We start from the raw sequence: 22,351 nt of genomic DNA on the forward strand, positions 1-22,351 counted from the left end.
AAATTGAATGATGTGAAAATTAATTATTCTGTTCTTAATGCTTCAATAGGTCTGATCTTTACCGCTCTCTGCGCAGGAATCATCCCGATTATCAATCCTAAAACCACCATTACAGCCATCGCCGCAAATACGTTTCCATAGTTAACGGTCGGATTATAAAAAGGAAATGAATCCTGACCCTGGGTAGCCGCATTGAGAATCATGAGTACAAAAATTCCAGACATAAAACCTATTAATCCTGAGGAGAGTGTAATCACAACACTTTCCAGCAAAATCTGATTTCTTACTTCAGCAGGCTTTGCTCCCAATGCTCTTCTGATTCCGATTTCTTTGGTTCTCTCTTTTACTGTAATCAAAAGAATATTGGAGATAGCGATTACTCCTGCAAGAATCGTCAGTGTACCAACAATAATGGTCAGTAGCTGCATCCCAGTAAGAAAACCGGTTAGTTTTTTAAACTCTTTTCCAAGATTGAAACTTCCGAAAGCATTGGTGTCTTCAGGTGAAACTTTATTTTTGGTTTTTAAAACCTGTTTTACATCTTCTTCCACGGAATTAACGTTAGCATTAGGCTTACTTACAATCGCAAACAGGTCTATCTGGTCTCCTGCATTATACATTTTCGTATAAGTGGAAAGTGGAATGAAAGCGGTCTGATCATTTTCAAAGCCGCCTCCTTTTTTCACACGAAAAACTCCAATGACATTAAAGAAGAGACCTTTAATATTGATTGATTTTCCTATTGGATTTTCTTTTTTCTTGGAATCAAAGAAGTTTTTATAAATCTCTTCTCCAATAACTACTACATTTTTATTTCCGGAAACATCGGCATCATTGATATAGCGTCCGTAGATCAGTTTCTTTTCTGAAATTTTATTTCCTACAGAGTAATCTCCCGTTAATGAATAAGTACCGTTTTTCCCGTTTCTTGACATTGATTCTCCCGGTGTTCCGGTAAAGCTTCCTCTGGCATTTTGTGGCGATATATAATCTATGGCTGTTACTTTCCTTTTCAGCATATCCATATCGGTTAAGTTCAAGTGAACTTCTCTTCCTTTAGGAAATCCCTCATATGGAATGGATGTTTTCTGTGCCCATAAGAAGATTGAATTGGTGGCAAAACCGGAAAATAATTTATCAAAACCATTCTCCATCCCTTTTGCGGCTCCAAGAAGGCTTACATACAAAAACATTCCCCATCCTACGCCAATCATGGTAAGAAATGTTCGGAGTTTATTATTCCTCAATGAATAATAAATTTCCTGCCAAGTATCTTTTTTAAATATGATATTCACCTTTTTGAATTATAAGTTATAAATATGATTTATGAATTCCATTCATTCTTTTAACTAAAAATTTGCTTTTGTTTTTTAGTTTATATTATTCTGTTCTCAATGCTTCAATAGGTTTGATTCTTGAAGCTCTGTATGCAGGTACAAATCCAGCAATCAATCCTGAAAAAATCAGGGCAATAAATGCCATAATAATAGCCCCCCAACCTACACTTGGACTTTTAATGAAGAATTCTTCAAGACTGTCACCAATAAGGCTTAATGTCAAAACACCTACTCCTACTCCTACAAGTCCGGATACCACTGTAATCACAACGCTTTCCTGAACAATCAGTCCTACGATTCCACTTGGTTTTGCCCCAATAGCTTTTCGTACTCCGATTTCTTTGGTTCTTTCTTTCACGATATACACCATGATATTACTGATCCCGATAATTCCCGCAAGCAATGTTCCCAGACCAATAAATCCAACAATAGCGGTAAGAACTGCCATAAACGTAAATGTATCATTCATATTTTTGGCGTTATTCCAGACACGAACTCCATTTTCATCATCAGGAGAAACATTTTTTCTGGCTTTCAGTTTATCTTGTAACTCATCACCATATTTTATGGCCTGATCCGGAGTCAACTTATCATTATAGGTGATATAAGCTATATTCACTGTGTCAGAACCCTTTTTCATCTGCTGTAAAGTGGTAATAGGCACTGTAATATGTCTTTCATCCCGGTCTCCTCCATCATCTGAAAAGACTCCGATCACCTTGTACATCGTTCCATTAATATCCAGCTCTTTTCCAATAGGATTTCCATTTTTGATCAAATCCCGCTGAACCATTCTTCCGATTACGGCAACATTTAATTTCCTTGTCAAATCCATAGATGTCAGATAACGACCATCAATAATTTTTCTATTCTCAATAACCTGCTCTCCCGGCTCAGCACCATTGATCTGATAGAGACCACTCTCTTTCCCATATTTCACCATTAAATTGGCGCTATACCTGGGACTTGAAGGACCCGCTTTTTTCTTATCTGCATTTATCAAAAAATCATAGTCTGCGTTATTCATTGAAACATTTCTATCAGACTGTAATCCCTTATACGCTAAAGTGGCTTTCCCTGTTGAAATAATAATAAGGTTCTTAGCATCTCCGGCAAATCCTTCTGAGAAAGCATTCTGAAGTCCTTTTCCAATTCCAAAAAGTACGATGAAAATAAACAGCCCCAGGGCTACCGTAAACCCTGAAAGTACCGTCCTGAGCACATTGCTCCGGATAGAACTGAATATTTCCTGCCAACGATCTAGGTCAAACATAGTTTTTATTTTTTTACTTTGTAAAAAAGTCAATTAGCTGCGCTCTCAATTTTCTTCGAAGTCAATTAACTTTGTTGTCAATTTATTCTTCGCAAAACTTTAGTTACGAACCTGACTAATTTTCACATTTCTAATCTTTTTTTAACATTTCACTTAACAAGATAAATGCTGTTTTTATTAAATTTCCAATTTTTGTTAATTCCTCTATTTTAATATAATTACATTCTATAACGATATCAAAACAAGAATCCAACTCAATAACCGAACCTCTGGCAATTTCAAAATACCTCTTTCTTTCCAGTTCAGATTTTCTTGAACATCCTTCAGTAATATTTAGTACAACTGAAGTAGAAGCTCTTCGTATCTGATCGATTATGTTAAACTTTTCATGATCAGGGATTTTAGATAAAATTTTATAACATTCTATTCTTAATTCTCTGGCTGACCGATATACGTCAAGCTTATAATGGTTCAGATTTAAAAACATTTTTATTTTTTTTCATATTCATTCGTGTGTGTTATTAATTATTTTCCCTCTTCATTATCAATTCACTTGTAAAGCAAAATTGACCATTCACGATTCACTTATAATACAATCTGCTTAATAAACTCATCACTTTCAATAATCCCGTCCTTCAGTACTACATTTCTTTTAGTTTGTGCAGCTACATCAGGTTCATGGGTTACAACGATGATTGTTTTCCCCTCATTATTGATATCCTGAAGCAGTTTCATAATATCATGAGTAGTTTTGGAATCCAATGCTCCTGTAGGCTCATCTGCCAGTACTACTTTTGGATCTGTAATCAAAGCTCTTGCAATAGCGACTCTTTGTTTCTGTCCTCCGGAAAGTTCACTCGGAAGGTGGTTGGCCCATTGTGCCAATCCTACTTTCTCCAGATATTCCATCGCTTTCTGATTTCGCTCTTTTCTCGGTACATTCTGATAGTACAGAGGAAGTGCTACATTTTCTAAAGCCGTTTTATAATTGATAAGGTTAAAAGACTGGAAAATAAATCCTAAAAACCTGCTTCTGTATTCCGCAGCTTTTACTTCAGATAAATGTTCGATAGGAACTCCATCCAATTCATAGATACCTGAATCTTTTTCATCCAGAATCCCAATAATATTAAGAAGCGTAGATTTTCCGGAACCGGAACTTCCCATAATAGAAACAAACTCCCCTTCAGAAATATTCAGATTAATTCCTTTGAGAACATGAAGTTTGCTTTTCCCTGTATCGTATGACTTATTTAAATCCTGAATTACTAACATTAAGTGATGTATGTTTTATACCCAATAAGTAGATGATATTTTCAAATTGTTACAAGAATAAAAATTTATTCAAATTTTTTTTTGTTTAACACAATAGACCTTTATTTATAATACTTTACAAAATATTGTTTAACTGTAACTCTGTATTTGTATCTATTTATCCTCAAGATTGCTGTCTAGCCTATTATCCGAGCCAGTTTCATGTAAATGTGGAAAACTTTTCAGGCTAAAAGTCAGCCTATTAGTATTTACCTCTTTCAAAATCAGTTCTTTTTTTCGAACTTTGCTATTAGTTCTTTACAAGAAATATGAATTTGCGGAAGTGAATAACTTTAATCCACAACTTGCAGATAAACAAAAAGTTAAGTATTTCCTGAACGTTATCCACAGAGATCTAAATTATTTAATTATAAAGATATTTAATATGGGAATTTTTGATAAAAGAGTAAGTTATAAGCCATTTGAATACCCGGAGGTTCTTCAATTTGTAGAGGCAATCAACAAATCGTTCTGGGTACATTCGGAAGTGGACTTTACTGCAGATGTTCAGGATTTTCATTCGCAGTTGGAACCACATGAAAAACATGCTGTGAAAAATGCGCTGTTAGCCATTGCACAGATCGAGGTGTCTGTAAAGACATTCTGGGGGAATTTATACAACCACCTACCAAAGCCGGAATTCAATGGATTAGGATCTACTTTTGCAGAATGCGAGTTTCGTCATTCTGAAGCATATTCCCGTTTATTAGAGGTATTAGGATACAATGACGAATTCCTTAATGTTATCGAAATTCCTGCTGTAAAAGGAAGAATCGAGTTCCTGGGAAATGCTTTAAAACACGCTAATTCTGCAACCCCTAAAGAGTATGTTTCTGCTTTACTATTATTCAGTATTTTAGTAGAAAATGTTTCTCTTTTCTCGCAGTTTGCCATCATCCTTTCTTTCACAAGATTCAAAGGATTCATGAAAAACGTTTCCAATATTATTGCATGGACTTCCGTAGATGAGCAGATTCACGCTAATGCAGGAATTTACCTGATCAACAAAATCCGTGAGGAGCAGCCTGACTTATTAACAGACAGCGATATCGAAGACATTTACACTTTGGTAGATGAGTCTATCGCAAGAGAAGGTGATATCCTTAGCTGGATCTTTGAACTGGGAGAAATCGACAACGTTTCTAAAGAAGATCTGTTAAACTTCATGAAATACCGTGTGGATGACAGCTTGAAGAAAATCAACATGAAAACAAAATACAACATTACTCCTGAACAATACAGACCAATGGTATGGTTCGAGGAAGAAGTTTTCGCCAATTCATTAGATGATTTCTTTGCTAAAAGACCTGTTGATTATACAAAACACGATAAAAGTATTACAGCAAACGACTTGTTCTAATATTGACGAGCGAGCGTCAAAGCGGTCAGTATCAGGACTACCCTTTTCTGATTAATAAGTGAAATTGTTGTTCATCAGTAAAGCACAAATACAAAAGAAATGATTAATGTAATAGTAACCTATACGGTAAACCCCGAATTTGTTCCAAACAATAAAACGAATATCCAAAAGTTTCTGGAAGATTTCAAAAATTTAGATCCTTCCACCTTTGAATATAAAGTTTTTGTAAAGGAAGATGGTGTTACTTTTGTACATTATTCAAACTACATCAATGAAGAAGTTCAGCATGAGGTTTTGAATGTTCCGTCTTTTAAAGAATTTCAGAGATTAAGAGACGAAAGCGGGCTGAACGGTTCCCACAAAGTAGAAATTTTACAATCAATATTATAAAAAAACAAAATTCCGGAGTGATTCTCTCATTCCGGAATTCGAAAATATAACATCTATGGAAGAGCAAAATTCAAATATATGGTGGCTCAATGAAGAGTCTGAGCAAATGCTGAACAGAGGATATCTGTTGAAAGGTGAAACGGTAGACGGAGCTATCGACAGAATTACCACTGCTGCTGCAAAAAGGTTATACAAACCTGAACTTCAACCGGCATTCAAAGAAATGATCACGAAAGGATGGATCAGCTTCTCTTCTCCTGTATGGGCTAATATGGGAACAGAAAGAGGTCTTCCTATCTCCTGTTTCAACGTTCACATTCCGGACAGCATTGAAGGAATTACTCATAAAATGGGTGAAGTCATCATGCAGACTAAAATCGGAGGTGGTACTTCAGGATATTTTGGAGAATTGAGAAACAGAGGAACTGCTGTAACAGATAACGGAAAATCTTCAGGAGCAGTTTCATTCATGAAGCTTTTCGATACGGCTATGGATGTGGTTTCTCAGGGAGGAGTAAGAAGAGGTGCTTTTGCTGCTTACTTAGATATTGACCACGGGGATATTGAAGAATTTTTATCCATTAAAGATATCGGCAGCCCGATTCAGAACCTGTTTACCGGAGTATGTGTACCGGATTACTGGATGCAGGATATGATTGACGGTGATATGGAAAAACGTAAAGTTTGGGCAAGAGTATTGGAAAGCCGCCAGCAAAAAGGTCTTCCGTATATTTTCTTCACAGACAACGTGAACAGAAATAAACCTCAGGTTTATAAAGACCTGGGAATGACAGTGAATGCAAGTAACCTTTGTTCTGAAATCATGCTTCCATCAACAATGGAAGAATCTTTCATCTGCTGTCTGTCTTCCATGAACCTGGAATTGTATGATGAGTGGAAAGATACCGATGCTGTAAAACTGGCAGTATACTTCCTTGATGCTGTATTATCAGAGTTCATTGACAAAACTGAAGGAAACTATTACCTACAGGGAGCAAGAAACTTCGCGATGCGTCACAGAGCTCTTGGATTAGGCGTTTTAGGATACCACTCTTATTTACAGAAAAATATGATTCCGTTTGAAAGCTTTGAGGCGACTCAGTTCAATGCAAGAGCATTCAGACATATCAAAGAACAGGCTGAGCAGGCTTCAAGAGAACTTGCCAACATCTATGGAGAACCAGAAGTATTGAAAGGATACGGATTGAGAAATACCACAACAATGGCTATTGCTCCTACCACTTCAAGTTCTGCCATCTTAGGACAGACTTCTCCTGGAATTGAGCCTTTCTCTTCCAACTATTATAAAGCAGGTCTTGCGAAAGGAAACTTTATGCGTAAGAATAAATACCTTGCACAACTATTGAAAGAAAAAGGACTGGATAACGAAGAAACATGGAGAACAATCATGCTGAACCACGGATCGGTACAGCACCTGAACGAGCTTACTCCTGAAGAAAAGGCAGTATTCAAAACGTTCAAAGAAATTTCTCCAATGGAGATTATTTCTCAGGCAGCACAGAGACAGCAATATATTGATCAGGCACAGTCACTGAATCTTCAGATTCCTTCTACAATGCCTGTAAAAGATGTCAACTACCTTTATATTGAAGCTTGGAAAAAAGGAGTAAAAACCCTTTACTACCAAAGAAGTTCATCTGTTTCAAAAGAAATGATGGTTAACTTCGTATCATGTTCAAGCTGCGAAGCATAAGACCAAGTAATAAACACGCTATATTTACAAAAGCATACCGAAAGGTGTGCTTTTGTCGTTTTCAATGCTGATTCTGTCTAATTACTTTCCGTAAGAATCATGAAATGCTCTGAGATTTTTGGTTTATATTTGTGTTTATTGTTTAACACCCAAAACTACAGATATGAAATTCGGACAAGTAGAAGACCCATCAAAAATAGATTTCACATTACCTAAAGACCATCCCAAAACCAAAGAAATACTGTCTCTTAATAAAAAAGGGCTGGAAAATATTTCTATCGGGTGTGCAAAATGGAATAAAACAGACCTTAAGGGATTCTATCCTAAAGGAACTAAGGATGAGTTGACTTATTATGCTACTCAGTTTAATTCTATCGAATTGAATGCTACTTTCTATGGAATGCCCACTCCTGATCAGGTAAAAACCTGGAAAGAAAAAACTCCGGAAAATTTTAAATTCTTCCCTAAGATCACCAATACGGTTTCCCATTTCAGAAGGCTGATTGATGTGACAGATCCCGTGACTCATTTTGCTTCTGCTATTATCAATTTTGATGAGAAACTGGGAATGGCTTTTCTTCAGCTTCACGATAATTTTAAGCCTAAGGACTATGACAGGCTGGAAAAATTCGTAAAAGAATGGCCTAAAGAAGTTCCATTAGCCATAGAACTCCGAAATACGGAATGGTTTACCGATGAAGAAATTCTGAATACAACCTGTGAACTTTTTGAAGCCCATAACATCACCAATATCATTGTAGATACCGCCGGAAGAAGAGATATGCTTCATATGCGACTTACTACCCCTAATGCATTTATCCGCTATGTAGGAGCCAATGCTGAAAGTGACTATGAAAGACTGGATGATTGGTTGAAACATCTTACCCAATGGAAAAAAGCAGGTCTTCAGAATCTTTATTTCTTCGTACACCAGAACATTGAAAAAGCTTCTCCTTTATTATCCGCTTATTTTATCAGGAAGATGAATGAAGAATGGAAAACTGATATTCATATTCCGCAAATGGCAACAGAAAGTACCGGAACACTTTTTTAGTACAAAGGATTGCTGAGATAAAATTAAATAGGCTACATTCAGTTAATTTCTTACACCCGATTCATTCCTCTCTGTAACAAAAAAATTTGTATATTAGAGTATAATGTATTTCACTAAACATTATGCTTTAAAACATAAATTATGGAAAAGGAAATTTGTACAATCAGCATTGCTAGCAACTGGCTTGGTGATGAATATATTTTTTATGAAAATCATACCATAAAAAGAGTATATGACAGCCACAGTTTGAATTCCAATAAGAGCGAATGGCTTGAGCCTAAAGAAATCAGTAAACAAAATAAGGATAAACTTATCAAAGCCTGTCCTGAAGAATTCAAGGAACGGATTATGCAGATTCTGGATTATCCTTGACAGAAACTAAAAAGGTAATGAGTATTGGAAACTCATTACCTTTTTTATTTATTTTTTCTAATCAGCAGCACAAGATTGAGAAACAGAAGCAGAAAGTCCAGCGTAATCCAGATTCCCAGTTTGGTATTCTCATAATTATAAGCGTCTACCTGCTTTTTGGCCGCATCAGACAGCTTCATACTTTGATTGATGTAGTTCTGTACTTCTACAATCTGATCAATATTTTTATTAGGTACAGAATGTTGAGAAAAATAGACTAAGTTTTTCTTTCCAAGATAGCCTGCAATCCAGTATTCATCAGACTTATCCATTTTCAGGTATTCTATTCTGTAATATTCCGGGCGTATTTTTCCAATATGTTTAGGCTCAAGGGTTGTATTTTGATCTGTTTTATCTACTTTGATTAAGTAAAAATCCAATGCCTGTGGAAGTTTATTAACCACCTGAAGCCCCACAGAATTATCAACAAATGCCACAGCACTTTTCTTGATAAACCAGTACGTAAATACAGAAATTGAAAAAACAACTGTTACAATACGAAACAGCTTTGCCCACTTGGCCATACTTCCTGATTTAATCTTAAACAGGACCAATGAAAGGACACAAGCCAGAAATATGATAAAAATAATGAGTGTCATATTTTACAAAGATACTCCTTCTCTCTATTTTATCCATGTCCGAGGCCAATTTTTAATTTTAACCAGCCTAAAAAATAGTTTTCTATCTTTATTACCCTCTGAACTGAACTGGTATATCTGTTCATAAAAAATATCCGAACTAATAATGTCACATACAATATTTGTTCGGATAGTTAATTTTTGACAAGCAGAAGCAGAATCAGATTCAATTCATTCTGATCCTATTTTCTACTCTACATTCCATTCTTTATAAAACTGGTCCAGGAAATTCAGCATATAATTGTGTCTTTCTTCTGCCATTTGTTTTCCTTTTTCAGTGTTCATCATATCTTTCAGGAGAAGGAGCTTTTCATAGAAATGATTGATCGTTGTCCCGTTAGATTTTTTATACTCTTCTTTTGACATCCCTAATTTGGGTTTCATATCGGGATGATACATCAGGTTATTTTTAAAACCTCCAAAATTGAATGTTCTGGCAATTCCAATAGCACCTATGGCATCAATACGATCGGCATCCTGCACAATCTGGAGTTCAATGGGTGGATTTACCGGAGCCTGATCTCTGTTCTTGAACGAAATATTTTCAATGACAAATAAGACCTTCTGGATGATTTCTTCAGATACGTTCTGTTCTTCAAGAAAGATTCTTGATATTTTGGGAGCAATGGTTTCATCTCCGTTATGAAATTTAGGATCGGCAATATCGTGAAGAAGTGCGGACAATTCTACTACTTCTTTGTCACAATCCTCTGTTTCTGCTATCTGAGCGGCCAGCTTCCAGACTCTTTCAATATGGAACCAGTCATGCCCGGCTTCTGCTCCTTCTAATTTTTCTTTTACAAATGCTACTGTGTTGTCAATCGTACTTTTCATTTATCTATCAGTTCATTTAAAATAATATCCCATAGTTTGCTGTTGTAACTTCTAAAAAAATTGATATGCCCGATTTCATTTTTATCTGATTCTGAAGCAGCGATCAGCCTGTATGTAGGTTTGAGATTTGAATAGGTATTATTTAATAAACTTAATACTCCTTTTTCTGTAAGCCATATATCATCTTCAGCCCGGATTACAAATACTTTCTGGGTTAAATTTTTAGAAAAGTCATCAATTTTTTCCAACAACTTATTGGTTGATTTCTTGTTTAAAATTAAGGTTCTCCAGTCATATGCGCAATTTTTTGGAAGACTTTCTCCCAATCCAAACCAATGTGCGGGGAAATATCCTAGCAATGAAGTTGTTAATGGCTGGGCAATTCCAAAACCTAAATACGCTTCAACTTTTGTTCTTCCTTTAAGGTTTCCTACAAAAGCATTTTGTGTTCCTACAAAAACAAATTCTTCAAAAATGTTGGAATCTTCATTCATTCCCAGAATGAGTGCACCTACAGAATGGCCTAAACAATACTTTTTGTATTCTTTAAATGCTGACTTGATATATTGAGTTATCGTTTTATAATCTTTTGAGCCCCAAAGCCTCATAGAACCTTGAAACCCTCTCATATTTTTCGGCTTGGAAAGTCCTATTCCTCTGTAATCATAGGTAATAACTGTAAATCCCTGTTCACAAAAGTAGCTGGCAAAAGAAAAATAGACCTGCTGCTTTACCCCTGTTGCTGAGTTAATCAGTAATAGTTTACCATTATCTCTTTCCGGCTTAAATAAATGGGCAACAAGATTAATATGGTCTTCTGTGGTCAATATTAGTTTTTCCATAATATAAAAAAGAAAAAAATCCACTATAAAAGTGGACATTTTACTTATATCTTTATGTTAAGTTTCAAACTTTTGATATGTTGTAAATAGCTTTAAGAAAAGAAATCTGAGATTCTCGGAAGTCCTGTCTGAGATCCTTTACCCCCTGAAACTCTTGATGAAACTTCATTTCCGAATTTCACACATTCTTCGATAGAGTTCCCATGGCATAATGCAATGGCAAATCCTGATGTAAAGGCATCACCCATTCCCATTTTATATACTTTTTCGTCCTTATCGTTTCTGTAATATTTCATTTCGGTACCATCAAAATAAATGGTAGAATTGGTATCATCTCTTACAAATACTTTATTGAAATATTTTTTAAGAACTTCTTCCCTTTTCTCTTCTCCAAAAATAACATACAGTTCATTACTTTTAGCCACAATAAAATCAACCATTTCCAAAATCTCTTCGTTAACTCTCATTGCCGGAGATGCATATAATCCTACTTTCTTTCCATATTTCTTAGCTTTTCTAACAGTATGTTCTACAACATCCATAGAAACTTCAAGCTGAACCAGCACAAGATCGGTGGTATGAAAATATTTATCCGCTTCGTCTATATGTGATTTGCTAAGATGCTTATTGGCTGCGGGTACAACCACAATAGCAGCATTTCCATGAGAAGTTGTTACATAAGCAGTTCCTGTAGCTTCTTTATCTGTTTCATGAACAAATCCTACATTTACATTTTCGCTTACCAGATTCCTCATGATCTGTTGTCCAAGAGGATCCATCCCAACGCATCCTATAAAGTATACACTGGCACCCAACCTGGCCGTACCTACTGACTGGTTAGCACCTTTACCACCAAAGTAACTATCTGATTTGATAGCTAAGACGGTTTCATTAGGCAAAGGAAGTTTTTCGGTTTCAAGAACCAAATCAATCGATGAGCTGCCCACAACAATAATACGAGGTTGTTCTGATGAGAAATTCATTGTGTTTTGTATTAGCTTTAATATTAATAACTGACAAAATTGTGTCTCAAAAATAACTAATTTATAATTAACTTATTTCAATAAATTCAGTAATTATTTTCACGGGTTGTTGATCTTTATCATAAGCGATATAGCTGGCATAAAATCCTTCTCCATATCCGGTTTCAAAAGCAAAGATGGTTCCAGGATGTTCTTTTGCCGGTTTAAGAAAGGCATATTGATCTATGGCACCGTTTTCATCAAAGAAATAATCATGGAAAAATTCTTCATAGATTCCCATAAAGTCACCTCCTTTATTTTGATATAATCTTTGTTCCAGTTCATTAAGGCTGTTTTGGGTATCAACATCCATCAGACATCCCATGCCGCTTTCTACAGGATATCCGAAAACTTCTCCTTCTTCAAGATCTTTTAATTTTTGTCCTGCTGTGGTAGCCAGTTTCCATTCTTTAACTTCAGAATTACTGAATATAATCTCTGCATAGGCCACACAGTTACTTTCTCTTTCTTTATGAAGCATTACCGAAAAATCTCCTTTTGGAAATTCTGTAGTAAAAGGTAACATATCATTGGTGATCAAGGGATCACAGGCAACCAGTTTCCCGCTGGAAAGGTAAATCTTTCCTACTTCAAAACTTTCAAGTAACGGGCTCTCTACAAAGTCTTTCGAGAATAGTTTTTGTATGTTTTCTATATGTGTCATTGTATTTATTCTTTTAAACCATCAGGCTGGATACAATTTTCATCTGTACCCAGCCTGAGATTTTGACAAAATTTATTGTCTATACTTTATAAACTTTTCAGTTTTTCTTCAAGGATCGCAATCTTATCCTGAGCATCTTTTTGCTTTTGACGCTCTACTTCTACGATTTCCGGTTTTGCATTCGCAACAAATTTTTCATTTGAAAGCTTCTTCTCTACTGAAACCAGGAATCCCTTCAAATATTTCAGTTCTTCCTCAGTCTTAGCTTTTTCTTCTCCTAAATCTAAGTTTTCACTTAATGGGATAGAAACTTCAGTTGCTCCTACCAGGAAAGTAAAGCTAGGCTTATCTGTTTTCTGTCCAAAATGAATTTCAGAAACATTAGCTAATTTTCTTACTACCGCTTCATTAGCAAATTCAGATGCATTGGTATAAACCTCTACAGCCTCTCTTGGAGAAATACCTTTTGTCTGACGATAGTTTCTAACTCCTGAAATCAATTCAGCTGTGATTTCAAAGTTTTTAATAACTTCTTCATTAAAGCTATCCGCCTTCTTCTGCTGAGCAATAACAAGCGCTTCATCAATGCTTCTTTCAGAAATCAACTGCCAGATCTCTTCAGATTGGAATGGCATAAACGGATGAAGCAGCTTCATCAGCTCTTCAAAGAAATAGATGGTTTTATTATATACTTCTTTAGAAATTCCCTCTCCATAGTTAGGCTTGATCGCTTCAAGATACCAACCGCAAAAATCATCCCAAATTAATTTATAGATCAAATGCAATGCATCAGAAATTCTGAATTTTTCGAATTGATCATTAATCTCAACGATGGTTTTGTCTAATTTATTTTCAAACCATTCAATTGCCTGGTTATCGGTTTCAATAGCTGGCTTATCTTCATGGTTCCACATATTGATCAGACGGAATGCATTCCAGATCTTCGTCATGAAGTTTCTTCCCTGAAGCATTAAATCTTCATCAAAAAGAAGGTCATTACCCGCTGCGGAACTCAATAGAATACCTACACGTACTCCATCTGCTCCATACTTGTCCATTAATTCAAGAGGGTCCGGAGAATTTCCTAAAGATTTTGACATCTTTCTTCTCTGCTTATCTCTTACAATTCCTGTAAAATAAACATTTTTAAACGGAACTTCTTTTCTGTATTCCAATCCGGCCATAATCATTCTGGCTACCCAGAAGAAAATAATATCCGGACCTGTAACCAAATCAGAGGTTGGATAATAATAATTGATATCTTTATTTTCAGGATCAAGTAATCCGTCAAACACAGACATTGGCCATAGCCATGAGGAGAACCATGTGTCTAATGCATCGTCGTCTTGTCTTAAATCTTCAAGATTAGCAATAATTCCTTTTTGTTCTTCTAATACTACAAGAGCCTGATGCTTATCTTCAGCCACTACAAAATCATTCTCTCCTTCTCCATAGTAATATGCAGGAATCTGCTGTCCCCACCACAGCTGACGGGAAATATTCCAGTCACGGATGTTCTCCATCCAGTGTTTGTAGGTATTTTTAAACTTCTCTGGATAGAACTTAACCTCGTCATCCATTACTACATCCAAAGCTGGCTTGGCAATTTCAGACATTTTAAGGAACCATTGTACTGAAACTTTAGGTTCAATAACAGCACCTGTTCTCTCAGAAGTTCCTACTTTATTTACATAATCTTCAGCTTTCAGCAAAAGATCTTTCTCTTCAAGTTCTTTAGCGATCTGCTTTCTTACGTCAAATCTGTTTTTCCCTGCGTAATGTAAACCATGCTCATTAAGATTTCCGTCATCATCCAGCGCATCAATCATTTTTAATTGATGTTTCTGTCCGATTTCGTAGTCATTAATATCGTGAGCAGGAGTAATTTTCAAAGCTCCAGTTCCGAATTCAATATCCACATATTCATCTTCAATAATCGGAATCACTCTGTCAACGATAGGTACGATTACATTTTTACCTTTCAGGTGTGCATATCTTTCATCATTCGGATTGATACATACTGCTGTATCCCCAAAAATAGTTTCAGGACGCGTAGTAGCAACTGAAAGAAACTCTTCTGAACCTTCAATCTTATATTTAAGGAAATACAATTTTCCGTTTTGCTCTTTAAAGATTACTTCTTCATCAGAGATATTGGTTTTCGCTTCCGGATCCCAGTTGACCATTCTATAGCCTCTGTAGATCAATCCTTTATTATAAAGGTCTACGAAACTTTTGATAACTTGTTGAGAAAGTTTATCTTCCATGGTGAAACGGGTTCTGTCCCAATCGCAAGAACATCCTAGTTTTTTCAACTGCTCAAGGATAGTTCCTCCATATTTATTAGTCCAGTCCCATGCGTGGGTTAAAAACTCCTCACGGGTAATATCTGACTTATTGACTCCTTCAGACTTCAGTTTAGCAACAACTTTAGCTTCAGTAGCAATTGAAGCGTGATCTGTTCCCGGAATCCAACAAGCATTAAACCCGCGCATTCTTGCACGGCGGACCAGAACATCTTGAATGGTATTGTTCAACATATGTCCCATGTGTAGTATCCCCGTCACGTTTGGTGGAGGAATGACTATGGTATATGGTGGTTTGTCATTAGGTTCTGAGTGGAAAAATTTGTTTTCCAACCAGTAATTGTACCATTTTTGTTCTGTTTCCTGTGGATTGTACTTTTCTGAAATCTGCATAAATTCTATTTCTTTGGCTTGCAATTTGCAAAAATAGTCTAAAGAAAAAAATTTTTAAGCATGAATTAAAATAATTTTTAACTTTGTTTCACAAAATTTATCTAACAAACGTATTAACATTCAAGAATATGAAAAAATTAATTGCAGGAATTGCACTATTCGGGACATTTGCTCTTGCATCTGCACAAACTATTACATTTGATAAAACAACTTTCGATTACGGAACTATTAAGCCTAGTGCTGATGGTACAAGATTCTTTACTGTAACGAATTCAGGTGATAAGCCTTTGATTCTTTCAAATGTAAAGCCTTCTTGTGGATGTACGACTCCTGAATTCAGCCAAGATCCTATCATGCCTGGAAAGTCTGCAAAGATCAAGGTTGGATACAATACAGCAATCCCTGGCCCTTTCAACAAAATGATTGAGGTTTTCTCTAATGACCCTGCAAACAGCAGAAGTGTAATCTACATCAAAGGTAACGTAGATGCTAACGCTCCTGAGCCAAAAGTATTGACTCCTGCTGAACAAAAAGAAGCTGCTAAAGCTGAGAAAAAAGCTGCGAAACTTGCAAAAAAGGCTGCTGCGAAGTAATCTCTACTCAAAAAAATAAAAGAACCGTCTCCATTGAGGCGGTTTTTTTATTACATTTATGTTTGATTAGGTGGAAGATGATAGGTAATAGATGGCAGTAAATGTATTGACGTTTATCAAATTTATTATTTAGGTTTCGACGGATTTTTTTTTTAATGGCTGGGCAAAGGTCCACCCTATTGAATTGTAATAACATCTTCACTTTTATCTTTTTACTTTTATCTTTTTACTTTTATCTTTAAATAAAAAAAATATGGACACCGATTTCTCAGATAACTTTAAGGTAAGCGGAAAATTTTCGATAAAAAAAGCATCAACGTCTTATAATGGAAAGCTCACTAAAGAAGAAGGAGAGCAAATGCTGATTCAGGAGAAAGAAAAACTTCGTGAACTACAGGAAAAATTATATGCTGACGGAAGCCAGTCTTTGCTGGTTGTATTGCAGGCTATGGATGCAGCAGGAAAAGACAGTATGATAGAGCATGTTTTCGGGGGAGTGAATCCTCAGGGATGTAATGTAACCAGTTTTAAAACACCAAGCTCCAAAGAATATTCTCATGATTTTTTATGGAGACATTATCTGGCACTGCCACAGAAAGGAATGATAGGAATTTTTAACCGATCCCATTATGAAAGTGTTCTGGTGTGCAAAGTACATCCTGAATATAATCTGAGCGAAAAAACATGGTCTTCCGTAAAAGATTTTGATACTAAATTCTGGGAAAACAGATATGAAAGTATCCGTAATTTTGAAAAACACCTTTCTCAAAACGGAACAACAGTTGTGAAGATTTTTTTACATGTCTCTAAGGACGAACAGAAAAAAAGGCTTCTGGACAGAATTGATGAACAGGAAAAAAACTGGAAATTCTCAGCAGGAGATCTCCCTGAAAGAGCGTTATTCGACCAGTATATGGAGGCGTATGAAACTGCCATCAATGAAACCTCAAAAGATTATGCACCCTGGTATGTGCTTCCTGCAGACAGTAAATGGTTTGCAAGAGTAGCGGCCATTCAGATCATTATTGATACTCTGGAGAAAATGAATCTTAAATATCCTACTCTTTCTGATAAAGACAGACAGGAATTACAGGAATCTAAAAAACTATTGGAAAATGAATAAATTGGGTTAAAATTTAGAGGCTTGAAGATGGAGGTTTAAAATCATTACGTTAAAAAATTTCACTCTTCCAGCCTCTAAATTCCAGCTTTAAAAAAAATCACGAGAAAATCTATAAGCCGGATTCTGTACTTCCGAAGAAGTGCCTGTTATTTATCTACGTATTACATTGCTGCAATACTTGAGCTGATTACCCCTCGGTTTTCAGGACGAGCCACCCCTATTTCCATTGCTGAAAAGAACCGATATACTTACCATTGCACCGCAAAGAGTTTACCTGGTTTCACTACAGCCGAACTGTACTTGCTTTCTGTTGCACTTGTCCTACCCTCACGGGTGACGGATGTTATCCGCTTTGCTGCTCTATGGTGTCCGGACTTTCCTACCCTTGCCAAAACAAGAATCAACAAGCCGATTTTCTCGCGGAGGCAAAGGTACACAAATTTTGTGGTAAAAAGATAAAAGCAAAAGGACTAAAGAGTTTTTAGCCCCACGTAAACAATATTGATTGAAAAATATCTTTCCATGATTTTTGATGAAAATATAGAGTATTATTCAAATATAAGCCTGGACCTTTAGCTCTTCTTCGATTTTCCTTTTTTTACCGTTTTACGATTTTTAATTATAATTTTCACCAATTACTACTTTATTATTATCTTCGTGGCATTATATATCTATGGATTCCAGAGAAAAAGAATTTGCGCAGCTTATCAAAGATAATCAAGGACTGATTATTAAAGTATCGCGTCTGTACACCAATTCTCTGGAAGATGAAGAGGATCTTTTCCAGGAAATCGTGTTACAGCTCTGGAGAAGTTATGATTCTTTCAAAGGAAACTCCAAAATTTCCACATGGATGTACCGTGTAGCGCTCAATACAGCCATTACCCTCTTTAGAAAAAAAAGCAAAAGCCTTCCTACAAATGAGCTGGACATCAACCACAAGGATTTTGTGGAAGATGACGATGAAAAACAGCAGCAGGTATCCCTTTTGTATACGGTAATCAAGACTCTTCCTAATGTAGAAAGAGCCATTGTCATGATGTATCTTGACGATCTGCCTTACAAGGACATTGCAGAAAACCTCGGAATCACTGAAGTTAATGCACGTGTGAAAATGAACAGATTAAAGAAAACCCTTAAAGAACAGATGGAAAAATATGCCTGAATTTGATTTAGATAGCTTTAAGAAAACATGGCAGGAACAACCTGTCCAGCATAAATATGACAACACTGAGATTCTTCAGATGTTGAACAGAAAGTCGCGTAACTATGTGAAATATATTTTCTGGATCAGCGTCGTAGAATTACTTTTCTTTTCAGTACTAGGACTGTTTTACTTTTTTCCGGAAGAGGAATCAGACAGCTTCCGTAAAATGCTTGAAAGATTAGGTGCCCAGGAAGCTCCGGAGGTAGAAAACAACTTTGGGCATGCTTATTTAGCAATAAAAGTCTTAAGTTTATTGATCACGGCATATTTCGTACTAAAATTCTATCAGAATTACCGAAGAATCAAGATTGAGGAAAATCTGAAGGGACTTATCACCAGAATCATTAAGTTCAAAACAACAGTTAATGCTTTCATTCTTATCAGCATTGTATTATTGCTGATATTCACTTTTGTATTGGTTGCTTTTATCTTTTACATATTAGATTCTCAGAATATCCAGCCAAGTGGTTCCAATCTTACCATTATTATCGTGGGAATTGCCGTAAGTACATTGCTTGCGATTTCTATGATCTGGTTATATTACAGACTGGTATATGGTACTATTATTAAAAAACTTGATAAAAATCTAAAACAACTTAAAGAAATAGATTCTCAGGAAAATTAATATACATAGGCATAGTTCGGGATATAATTGTTAATTTTATTCCACCAAATCTTAAACTATGCCCTTATCTTATGTGTATGGAACTTCTGAGGTTCCATTATTAGGCCAGACCATCGGAGCCAATCTTAAAAATACTGTCGAAAAATATCCCCATCAGGAAGCATTAGTCTGCGTTCATCAGGATTACAGAGCTACTTATCAGGAATTTTACAATCAAACAACAGCTGTTGCAAAAGCTTTATTATTTTTAGGAGCAAAAGCGGGCGACAGAATCGGAGTCTGGTCATCTAACCGCTATGAATGGGTACTTTTGCAGTATGCAACTGCAAGAATAGGAACTATTTTAGTGAATATCAATCCGGCCTATAGAACTCATGAACTGACTTATGTCCTCAATCAGTCTGAAGTTCGTTTTATTTTTTCTTCTTTAAGCTTTAAAACCAGCAATTATAAAGAGATGGTTGAATACGCGAAAGAAGTATGCCCAACCCTTGATCACGAAATATTCTTTGATGAAAACTGGGAAGAGTTTGTGAATAACGGACAGGAAATCTCGGATGAAGTGCTTCACAGTTTTGAAGAGCATGTACAGTTTGATGATCCTGTTAATATTCAATATACTTCCGGAACTACCGGTTTTCCGAAAGGGGTTACTCTTTCCCATCATAATATTCTCAATAACGGTTATTTTATTGGGATCAGACTAAAATATACTGAGAAAGACCGCGTCTGCATTCCTGTACCTTTTTACCACTGCTTTGGGATGGTCATCGGAAATATGTGCTGCACAGCTCACGGAGCCTGTATGGTAATTCCGAATGACAGTTTTGATCCGGAGATTACTTTAAAAGCTGTTTCAGATGAAAAATGTACTTCTTTGTATGGAGTACCTACGATGTTTATTGCCGAACTGGCAGTAAAAGATTTTGACACCTATGATTTTTCAAGCTTAAGAACCGGTGTTATGGCGGGCTCTGTATGCCCTCCCGAAATCATGAAAAAAGTGGAAAATCTGATGAATATTAAAGAAATGAGTATCTGCTACGGAATGACAGAAACTTCACCTGTATCTACTCAGACTTTAATAGGAACACCGCTGGAAAAACAGGTCAGCACCGTAGGAACGGTTCAGGATCACCTTGAGATAAAAATCATTGATGAAAGTGGCAGAACTTTAAAACGTGGGGAGCATGGGGAACTTTGTACCAGAGGCTATTCCGTCATGCTAAAGTACTGGAATGATCCTGAAAACACCAGGAAAGTATTGGATGATGCCCGCTGGATGCACACCGGAGATATGGCAGTAATGGATAAAGACGGCTATATTACCATTTCAGGAAGGATAAAAGATCTGATCATTCGTGGTGGAGAAAATATCTCACCTAAGGAAATTGAAGATTTTTTATATACGTATACCAACATTCTTGATGTCCAGATCATTGGTGTTCCCAGTGAAAAATTCGGAGAAGAAGTAATGGCATGGGTAAAAGTGAGAAAAGGATTTACCATCACTGCTGAAGAACTACAGGAATACTGCAAAGGAAGAATTGCCCATTATAAAGTTCCAAAATACTGGAAATTCGTAGATGAATTCCCAATGACTATTTCCGGAAAAATAAGAAAGGTTGAAATGCGGGAAATTTCTATGAAGGAGCTGGGGCTGTAAAATGTAAAACTGAGCTGATTAACTTAAAAAGGTAAAATGATAAATAGCTATCCCATTTTTACTTATGATAAAAAAAGCATTTCAAATTGAAATGCTTTTTTATATTGTTAAAGTTCTTTTCTTAACCTCGCAACAGGAATATTGAGCTGTTCCCGATATTTTGCAATCGTTCTTCTGGCAATATTGTAACCCTGCTCTTTCAGAATGACTACTAATGCATCATCTGTAAGTGGTTTTCTCTTATTTTCTTTACTGATAACTTCCTGAAGATGGGTTTTGATCTCCTTTGTAGAAACTTCTTCTCCATCGTCATTTGTTAAACTGTCCGAGAACAGATCTTTAAGATATACAATCCCATTAGGTGTATCTGCATACTTACTTTTTACCACCCTTGAAATGGTAGAAATGTCAAAACCTGTAATATCTGCAACATCCTTCAGAATCATTGGTTTCAGAGACTTTTCGTCACCGGTGATGAAATAATCCTTCTGAAATTTTACAATGGCTGTAATCGTCTGTAATAAGGTATTCTGGCGCTGATTAATTGCATCAATATACCATTTTGCTGCATCCAGTTTTTGCTTGATAAATAAAGCAGCCTGCTTATGTTCCGACGAGTTCTTATCATGGGAATAGGTAGTCAGAATATCTTTATATTCTTCAGAAACTCTTAGTGTAGGTGCATTCTTGCTGTTCAGCATAGGGATTACCTGCCCGTCTTTCACCTGAATGACAAAGTCCGGAATAATTTCCTGATTAATGGTAATCGTCTGTGTATCAAAGTTTCCACCTACTTTTGGAGAAAGTTTTGAGATCTCATCCAGAGCATCTTTCAGATCGTCTTCTTCAATATCATATTTCTGAATGATCTTGTTATAATGCTTGTTCGTTAAAGCTTCAAACTGATGTCTTAAGATATTGGCAGCAAGAGAAACTGCTTTATCTGAGCTTACTTTCTTTTCAATCTGTAGTAAAAGGCATTCCTGCAGACCTCTTGCTCCTACTCCTGGCGGATCCAGTTTCTGAACATAATTTTCAAGGATATCCTCTACTCTTTCTTTAGTAGTATAAATTCCCTGTGAGAAAGCAAGATCATCAACAATAGATTTGATCTCTCTTCTCAGATATCCGTCCGTATCTAAATTCCCGATCAGGTATTCTGCAATCTTCAGATCTTCATCACCAATATTCACCAGGTGAATCTGTTCTGTAAGATAATCATATAAGGACTGGCCTTCCGTTAAAAGACTCTCGTTATCGAATTCCTCATCATCCGGAGAGTAGTTGCTGGATGCGGTTTTATAGCTTGGTTCATCGTCATAGATATATTCATTGACGTCGAAATCTGTTTCAATGCTTTCTGTACCCTCATCCTGATAAGCATCTTCCAGGGAAGAATAATCATCTTCCTTAGAATCCTCTTTTGCAATTTCCAAAGCCGGGTTTTCTTCTAACTCTCTCTCCAGCTCCTCTTCAAATTCAAGAGTATGAAGTTGAATAAGCTTCATCAACTGGATCTGCTGAGGGGCCAGCTTCTGTCCTAATTTGAGTTGTAAGTGTTGTTTAAGCATATTCTTATTTGCGT

21 protein-coding genes and 1 other RNA gene are annotated in these 22,351 nt (G+C 36.1%); 10 read left to right on the forward strand and 12 right to left on the reverse strand.

What is annotated here, in order from left to right; all coding sequences use genetic code 11:
- Positions 1-23 precede the first annotated feature (23 nt).
- The 4 genes from DEU39_RS12045 to DEU39_RS12060 form a co-directional block, all read right to left on the reverse strand.
- Entirely contained in the window at positions 24-1,295 is a 1,272-nt protein-coding gene (locus tag DEU39_RS12045; protein WP_062673979.1) for an ABC transporter permease, read from the reverse strand.
- A gap of 85 nt (positions 1,296-1,380) precedes the next feature.
- Positions 1,381-2,610, reverse strand: a complete 1,230-nt coding sequence (locus DEU39_RS12050; protein ID WP_120232078.1) for an ABC transporter permease — start codon at positions 2,608-2,610, stop codon at positions 1,381-1,383.
- Positions 2,611-2,740: 130 nt separating this feature from the next.
- Positions 2,741-3,097 carry a four helix bundle protein gene (locus DEU39_RS12055; protein ID WP_120232079.1) on the reverse strand — a complete coding sequence of 119 codons (357 nt, stop codon included), beginning with the start codon at positions 3,095-3,097 and terminating at the stop codon, positions 2,741-2,743.
- 98 nt (positions 3,098-3,195) lie between these two features.
- Entirely contained in the window at positions 3,196-3,885 is a 690-nt protein-coding gene (locus tag DEU39_RS12060; protein ID WP_062673972.1) for an ABC transporter ATP-binding protein, read from the reverse strand.
- Between the two features lie 424 nt (positions 3,886-4,309).
- Between DEU39_RS12060 and DEU39_RS12065 the strand changes: the two genes are divergently transcribed.
- The 5 genes from DEU39_RS12065 (at position 4,310) to DEU39_RS12085 (ending at position 8,814) form a co-directional block, all read left to right on the forward strand.
- A complete protein-coding gene (locus tag DEU39_RS12065; RefSeq protein ID WP_062674779.1) occupies positions 4,310-5,284 on the forward strand; it encodes a ribonucleotide-diphosphate reductase subunit beta in 975 nt (324 codons plus the stop codon).
- A 99-nt stretch (positions 5,285-5,383) separates the two neighbouring features.
- The gene (locus DEU39_RS12070) at positions 5,384-5,674 is read left to right on the forward strand and encodes a hypothetical protein (protein WP_062673969.1); all 291 of its coding nucleotides are present in this window, start codon (positions 5,384-5,386) and stop codon (positions 5,672-5,674) included.
- A 55-nt stretch (positions 5,675-5,729) separates the two neighbouring features.
- On the forward strand, positions 5,730-7,388 hold the full coding sequence (locus DEU39_RS12075; RefSeq protein ID WP_062673967.1) for a ribonucleoside-diphosphate reductase subunit alpha: 1,659 nt from the start codon (positions 5,730-5,732) through the stop codon (positions 7,386-7,388).
- A 163-nt stretch (positions 7,389-7,551) separates the two neighbouring features.
- Entirely contained in the window at positions 7,552-8,442 is an 891-nt protein-coding gene (locus DEU39_RS12080) for a DUF72 domain-containing protein (protein WP_120232080.1), read from the forward strand.
- A 141-nt stretch (positions 8,443-8,583) separates the two neighbouring features.
- Positions 8,584-8,814 (forward strand): hypothetical protein, encoded by a 231-nt coding sequence (locus tag DEU39_RS12085; RefSeq protein WP_062673962.1) that lies wholly within the window; start codon positions 8,584-8,586, stop codon positions 8,812-8,814.
- A gap of 44 nt (positions 8,815-8,858) precedes the next feature.
- On the opposite strand, the gene DEU39_RS12090 is transcribed toward DEU39_RS12085, so the two are convergent.
- The 6 genes from DEU39_RS12090 to DEU39_RS12115 all read right to left on the reverse strand — a co-directional run bounded on the left by DEU39_RS12090 (position 8,859) and on the right by DEU39_RS12115 (position 15,552).
- A complete protein-coding gene (locus DEU39_RS12090) occupies positions 8,859-9,452 on the reverse strand; it encodes a hypothetical protein (RefSeq protein ID WP_082798780.1) in 594 nt (197 codons plus the stop codon).
- 228 nt (positions 9,453-9,680) lie between these two features.
- Complete coding sequence (locus DEU39_RS12095) at positions 9,681-10,325, reverse strand: HD domain-containing protein (RefSeq protein WP_120232081.1); 645 nt, start codon at positions 10,323-10,325, stop codon at positions 9,681-9,683.
- Positions 10,322-11,167, reverse strand: coding sequence for a serine aminopeptidase domain-containing protein (locus DEU39_RS12100; protein ID WP_062673958.1), 846 nt, complete (start codon positions 11,165-11,167; stop codon positions 10,322-10,324). Before DEU39_RS12100 ends, DEU39_RS12095 begins: the two co-directional genes overlap by 4 nt.
- A gap of 92 nt (positions 11,168-11,259) precedes the next feature.
- On the reverse strand, positions 11,260-12,150 hold the full coding sequence (locus DEU39_RS12105; RefSeq protein ID WP_034699029.1) for a ribokinase: 891 nt from the start codon (positions 12,148-12,150) through the stop codon (positions 11,260-11,262).
- A gap of 67 nt (positions 12,151-12,217) precedes the next feature.
- Complete coding sequence (locus DEU39_RS12110) at positions 12,218-12,853, reverse strand: DUF4241 domain-containing protein (protein WP_120232082.1); 636 nt, start codon at positions 12,851-12,853, stop codon at positions 12,218-12,220.
- 86 nt (positions 12,854-12,939) lie between these two features.
- Positions 12,940-15,552, reverse strand: a complete 2,613-nt coding sequence (locus tag DEU39_RS12115) for a valine--tRNA ligase (RefSeq protein WP_120232083.1) — start codon at positions 15,550-15,552, stop codon at positions 12,940-12,942.
- Between the two features lie 128 nt (positions 15,553-15,680).
- Here DEU39_RS12115 and DEU39_RS12120 point away from each other — a divergent pair, with 128 nt between their 5' ends.
- Both DEU39_RS12120 and DEU39_RS12125 read left to right on the forward strand, forming a co-directional pair.
- A complete protein-coding gene (locus tag DEU39_RS12120; protein ID WP_034699021.1) occupies positions 15,681-16,145 on the forward strand; it encodes a DUF1573 domain-containing protein in 465 nt (154 codons plus the stop codon).
- 253 nt (positions 16,146-16,398) lie between these two features.
- On the forward strand, positions 16,399-17,268 hold the full coding sequence (locus DEU39_RS12125; protein ID WP_062673951.1) for a polyphosphate kinase 2 family protein: 870 nt from the start codon (positions 16,399-16,401) through the stop codon (positions 17,266-17,268).
- 96 nt (positions 17,269-17,364) lie between these two features.
- Here the strand turns inward: DEU39_RS12125 and rnpB are convergent.
- An RNA gene (gene rnpB, locus DEU39_RS12130) (RNase P RNA component class A) lies at positions 17,365-17,688 on the reverse strand.
- Positions 17,689-17,941: 253 nt separating this feature from the next.
- Here rnpB and DEU39_RS12135 point away from each other — a divergent pair.
- From DEU39_RS12135 to DEU39_RS12145, 3 genes are read left to right on the forward strand one after another with little or no spacing between them, the layout of a single operon-like run.
- Positions 17,942-18,433 carry an RNA polymerase sigma factor gene (locus DEU39_RS12135; protein WP_062673949.1) on the forward strand — a complete coding sequence of 164 codons (492 nt, stop codon included), beginning with the start codon at positions 17,942-17,944 and terminating at the stop codon, positions 18,431-18,433.
- Complete coding sequence (locus tag DEU39_RS12140; protein ID WP_120232084.1) at positions 18,426-19,100, forward strand: beta-carotene 15,15'-monooxygenase; 675 nt, start codon at positions 18,426-18,428, stop codon at positions 19,098-19,100. Before DEU39_RS12135 ends, DEU39_RS12140 begins: the two co-directional genes overlap by 8 nt.
- A 58-nt stretch (positions 19,101-19,158) precedes the next feature.
- On the forward strand, positions 19,159-20,766 hold the full coding sequence (locus tag DEU39_RS12145) for an AMP-binding protein (protein WP_062673947.1): 1,608 nt from the start codon (positions 19,159-19,161) through the stop codon (positions 20,764-20,766).
- 107 nt (positions 20,767-20,873) lie between these two features.
- Here DEU39_RS12145 and rpoN read toward each other — a convergent pair whose 3' ends face one another.
- Entirely contained in the window at positions 20,874-22,337 is a 1,464-nt protein-coding gene (gene rpoN / locus DEU39_RS12150) for an RNA polymerase factor sigma-54 (protein WP_062673944.1), read from the reverse strand.
- Positions 22,338-22,351: the final 14 nt, after the last annotated feature.

Source organism: Chryseobacterium sp. AG363, from assembly GCF_003610675.1.
GTDB classification, from domain to species: Bacteria; Bacteroidota; Bacteroidia; order Flavobacteriales; family Weeksellaceae; genus Chryseobacterium; species Chryseobacterium cucumeris.

Coding starts and splice junctions, on each gene's coding strand:
- DEU39_RS12095 (WP_120232081.1), bottom strand. CDS start 10,325: ATGAAAAGTACGATTGACAACACAGTAGCATTTGTAAAAGAAAAATTA.
- DEU39_RS12105 (WP_034699029.1), bottom strand. CDS start 12,150: ATGAATTTCTCATCAGAACAACCTCGTATTATTGTTGTGGGCAGCTCA.
- DEU39_RS12100 (WP_062673958.1), bottom strand. CDS start 11,167: ATGGAAAAACTAATATTGACCACAGAAGACCATATTAATCTTGTTGCC.
- DEU39_RS12055 (WP_120232079.1), bottom strand. CDS start 3,097: ATGTTTTTAAATCTGAACCATTATAAGCTTGACGTATATCGGTCAGCC.
- DEU39_RS12070 (WP_062673969.1), top strand. CDS start 5,384: ATGATTAATGTAATAGTAACCTATACGGTAAACCCCGAATTTGTTCCA.
- DEU39_RS12075 (WP_062673967.1), top strand. CDS start 5,730: ATGGAAGAGCAAAATTCAAATATATGGTGGCTCAATGAAGAGTCTGAG.
- DEU39_RS12125 (WP_062673951.1), top strand. CDS start 16,399: ATGGACACCGATTTCTCAGATAACTTTAAGGTAAGCGGAAAATTTTCG.
- DEU39_RS12065 (WP_062674779.1), top strand. CDS start 4,310: ATGGGAATTTTTGATAAAAGAGTAAGTTATAAGCCATTTGAATACCCG.
- DEU39_RS12120 (WP_034699021.1), top strand. CDS start 15,681: ATGAAAAAATTAATTGCAGGAATTGCACTATTCGGGACATTTGCTCTT.
- DEU39_RS12090 (WP_082798780.1), bottom strand. CDS start 9,452: ATGACACTCATTATTTTTATCATATTTCTGGCTTGTGTCCTTTCATTG.
- DEU39_RS12050 (WP_120232078.1), bottom strand. CDS start 2,610: ATGTTTGACCTAGATCGTTGGCAGGAAATATTCAGTTCTATCCGGAGC.
- DEU39_RS12110 (WP_120232082.1), bottom strand. CDS start 12,853: ATGACACATATAGAAAACATACAAAAACTATTCTCGAAAGACTTTGTA.
- rpoN (WP_062673944.1), bottom strand. CDS start 22,337: ATGCTTAAACAACACTTACAACTCAAATTAGGACAGAAGCTGGCCCCT.
- DEU39_RS12145 (WP_062673947.1), top strand. CDS start 19,159: ATGCCCTTATCTTATGTGTATGGAACTTCTGAGGTTCCATTATTAGGC.
- DEU39_RS12060 (WP_062673972.1), bottom strand. CDS start 3,885: ATGTTAGTAATTCAGGATTTAAATAAGTCATACGATACAGGGAAAAGC.
- DEU39_RS12080 (WP_120232080.1), top strand. CDS start 7,552: ATGAAATTCGGACAAGTAGAAGACCCATCAAAAATAGATTTCACATTA.
- DEU39_RS12140 (WP_120232084.1), top strand. CDS start 18,426: ATGCCTGAATTTGATTTAGATAGCTTTAAGAAAACATGGCAGGAACAA.
- DEU39_RS12115 (WP_120232083.1), bottom strand. CDS start 15,552: ATGCAGATTTCAGAAAAGTACAATCCACAGGAAACAGAACAAAAATGG.
- DEU39_RS12085 (WP_062673962.1), top strand. CDS start 8,584: ATGGAAAAGGAAATTTGTACAATCAGCATTGCTAGCAACTGGCTTGGT.
- DEU39_RS12135 (WP_062673949.1), top strand. CDS start 17,942: ATGGATTCCAGAGAAAAAGAATTTGCGCAGCTTATCAAAGATAATCAA.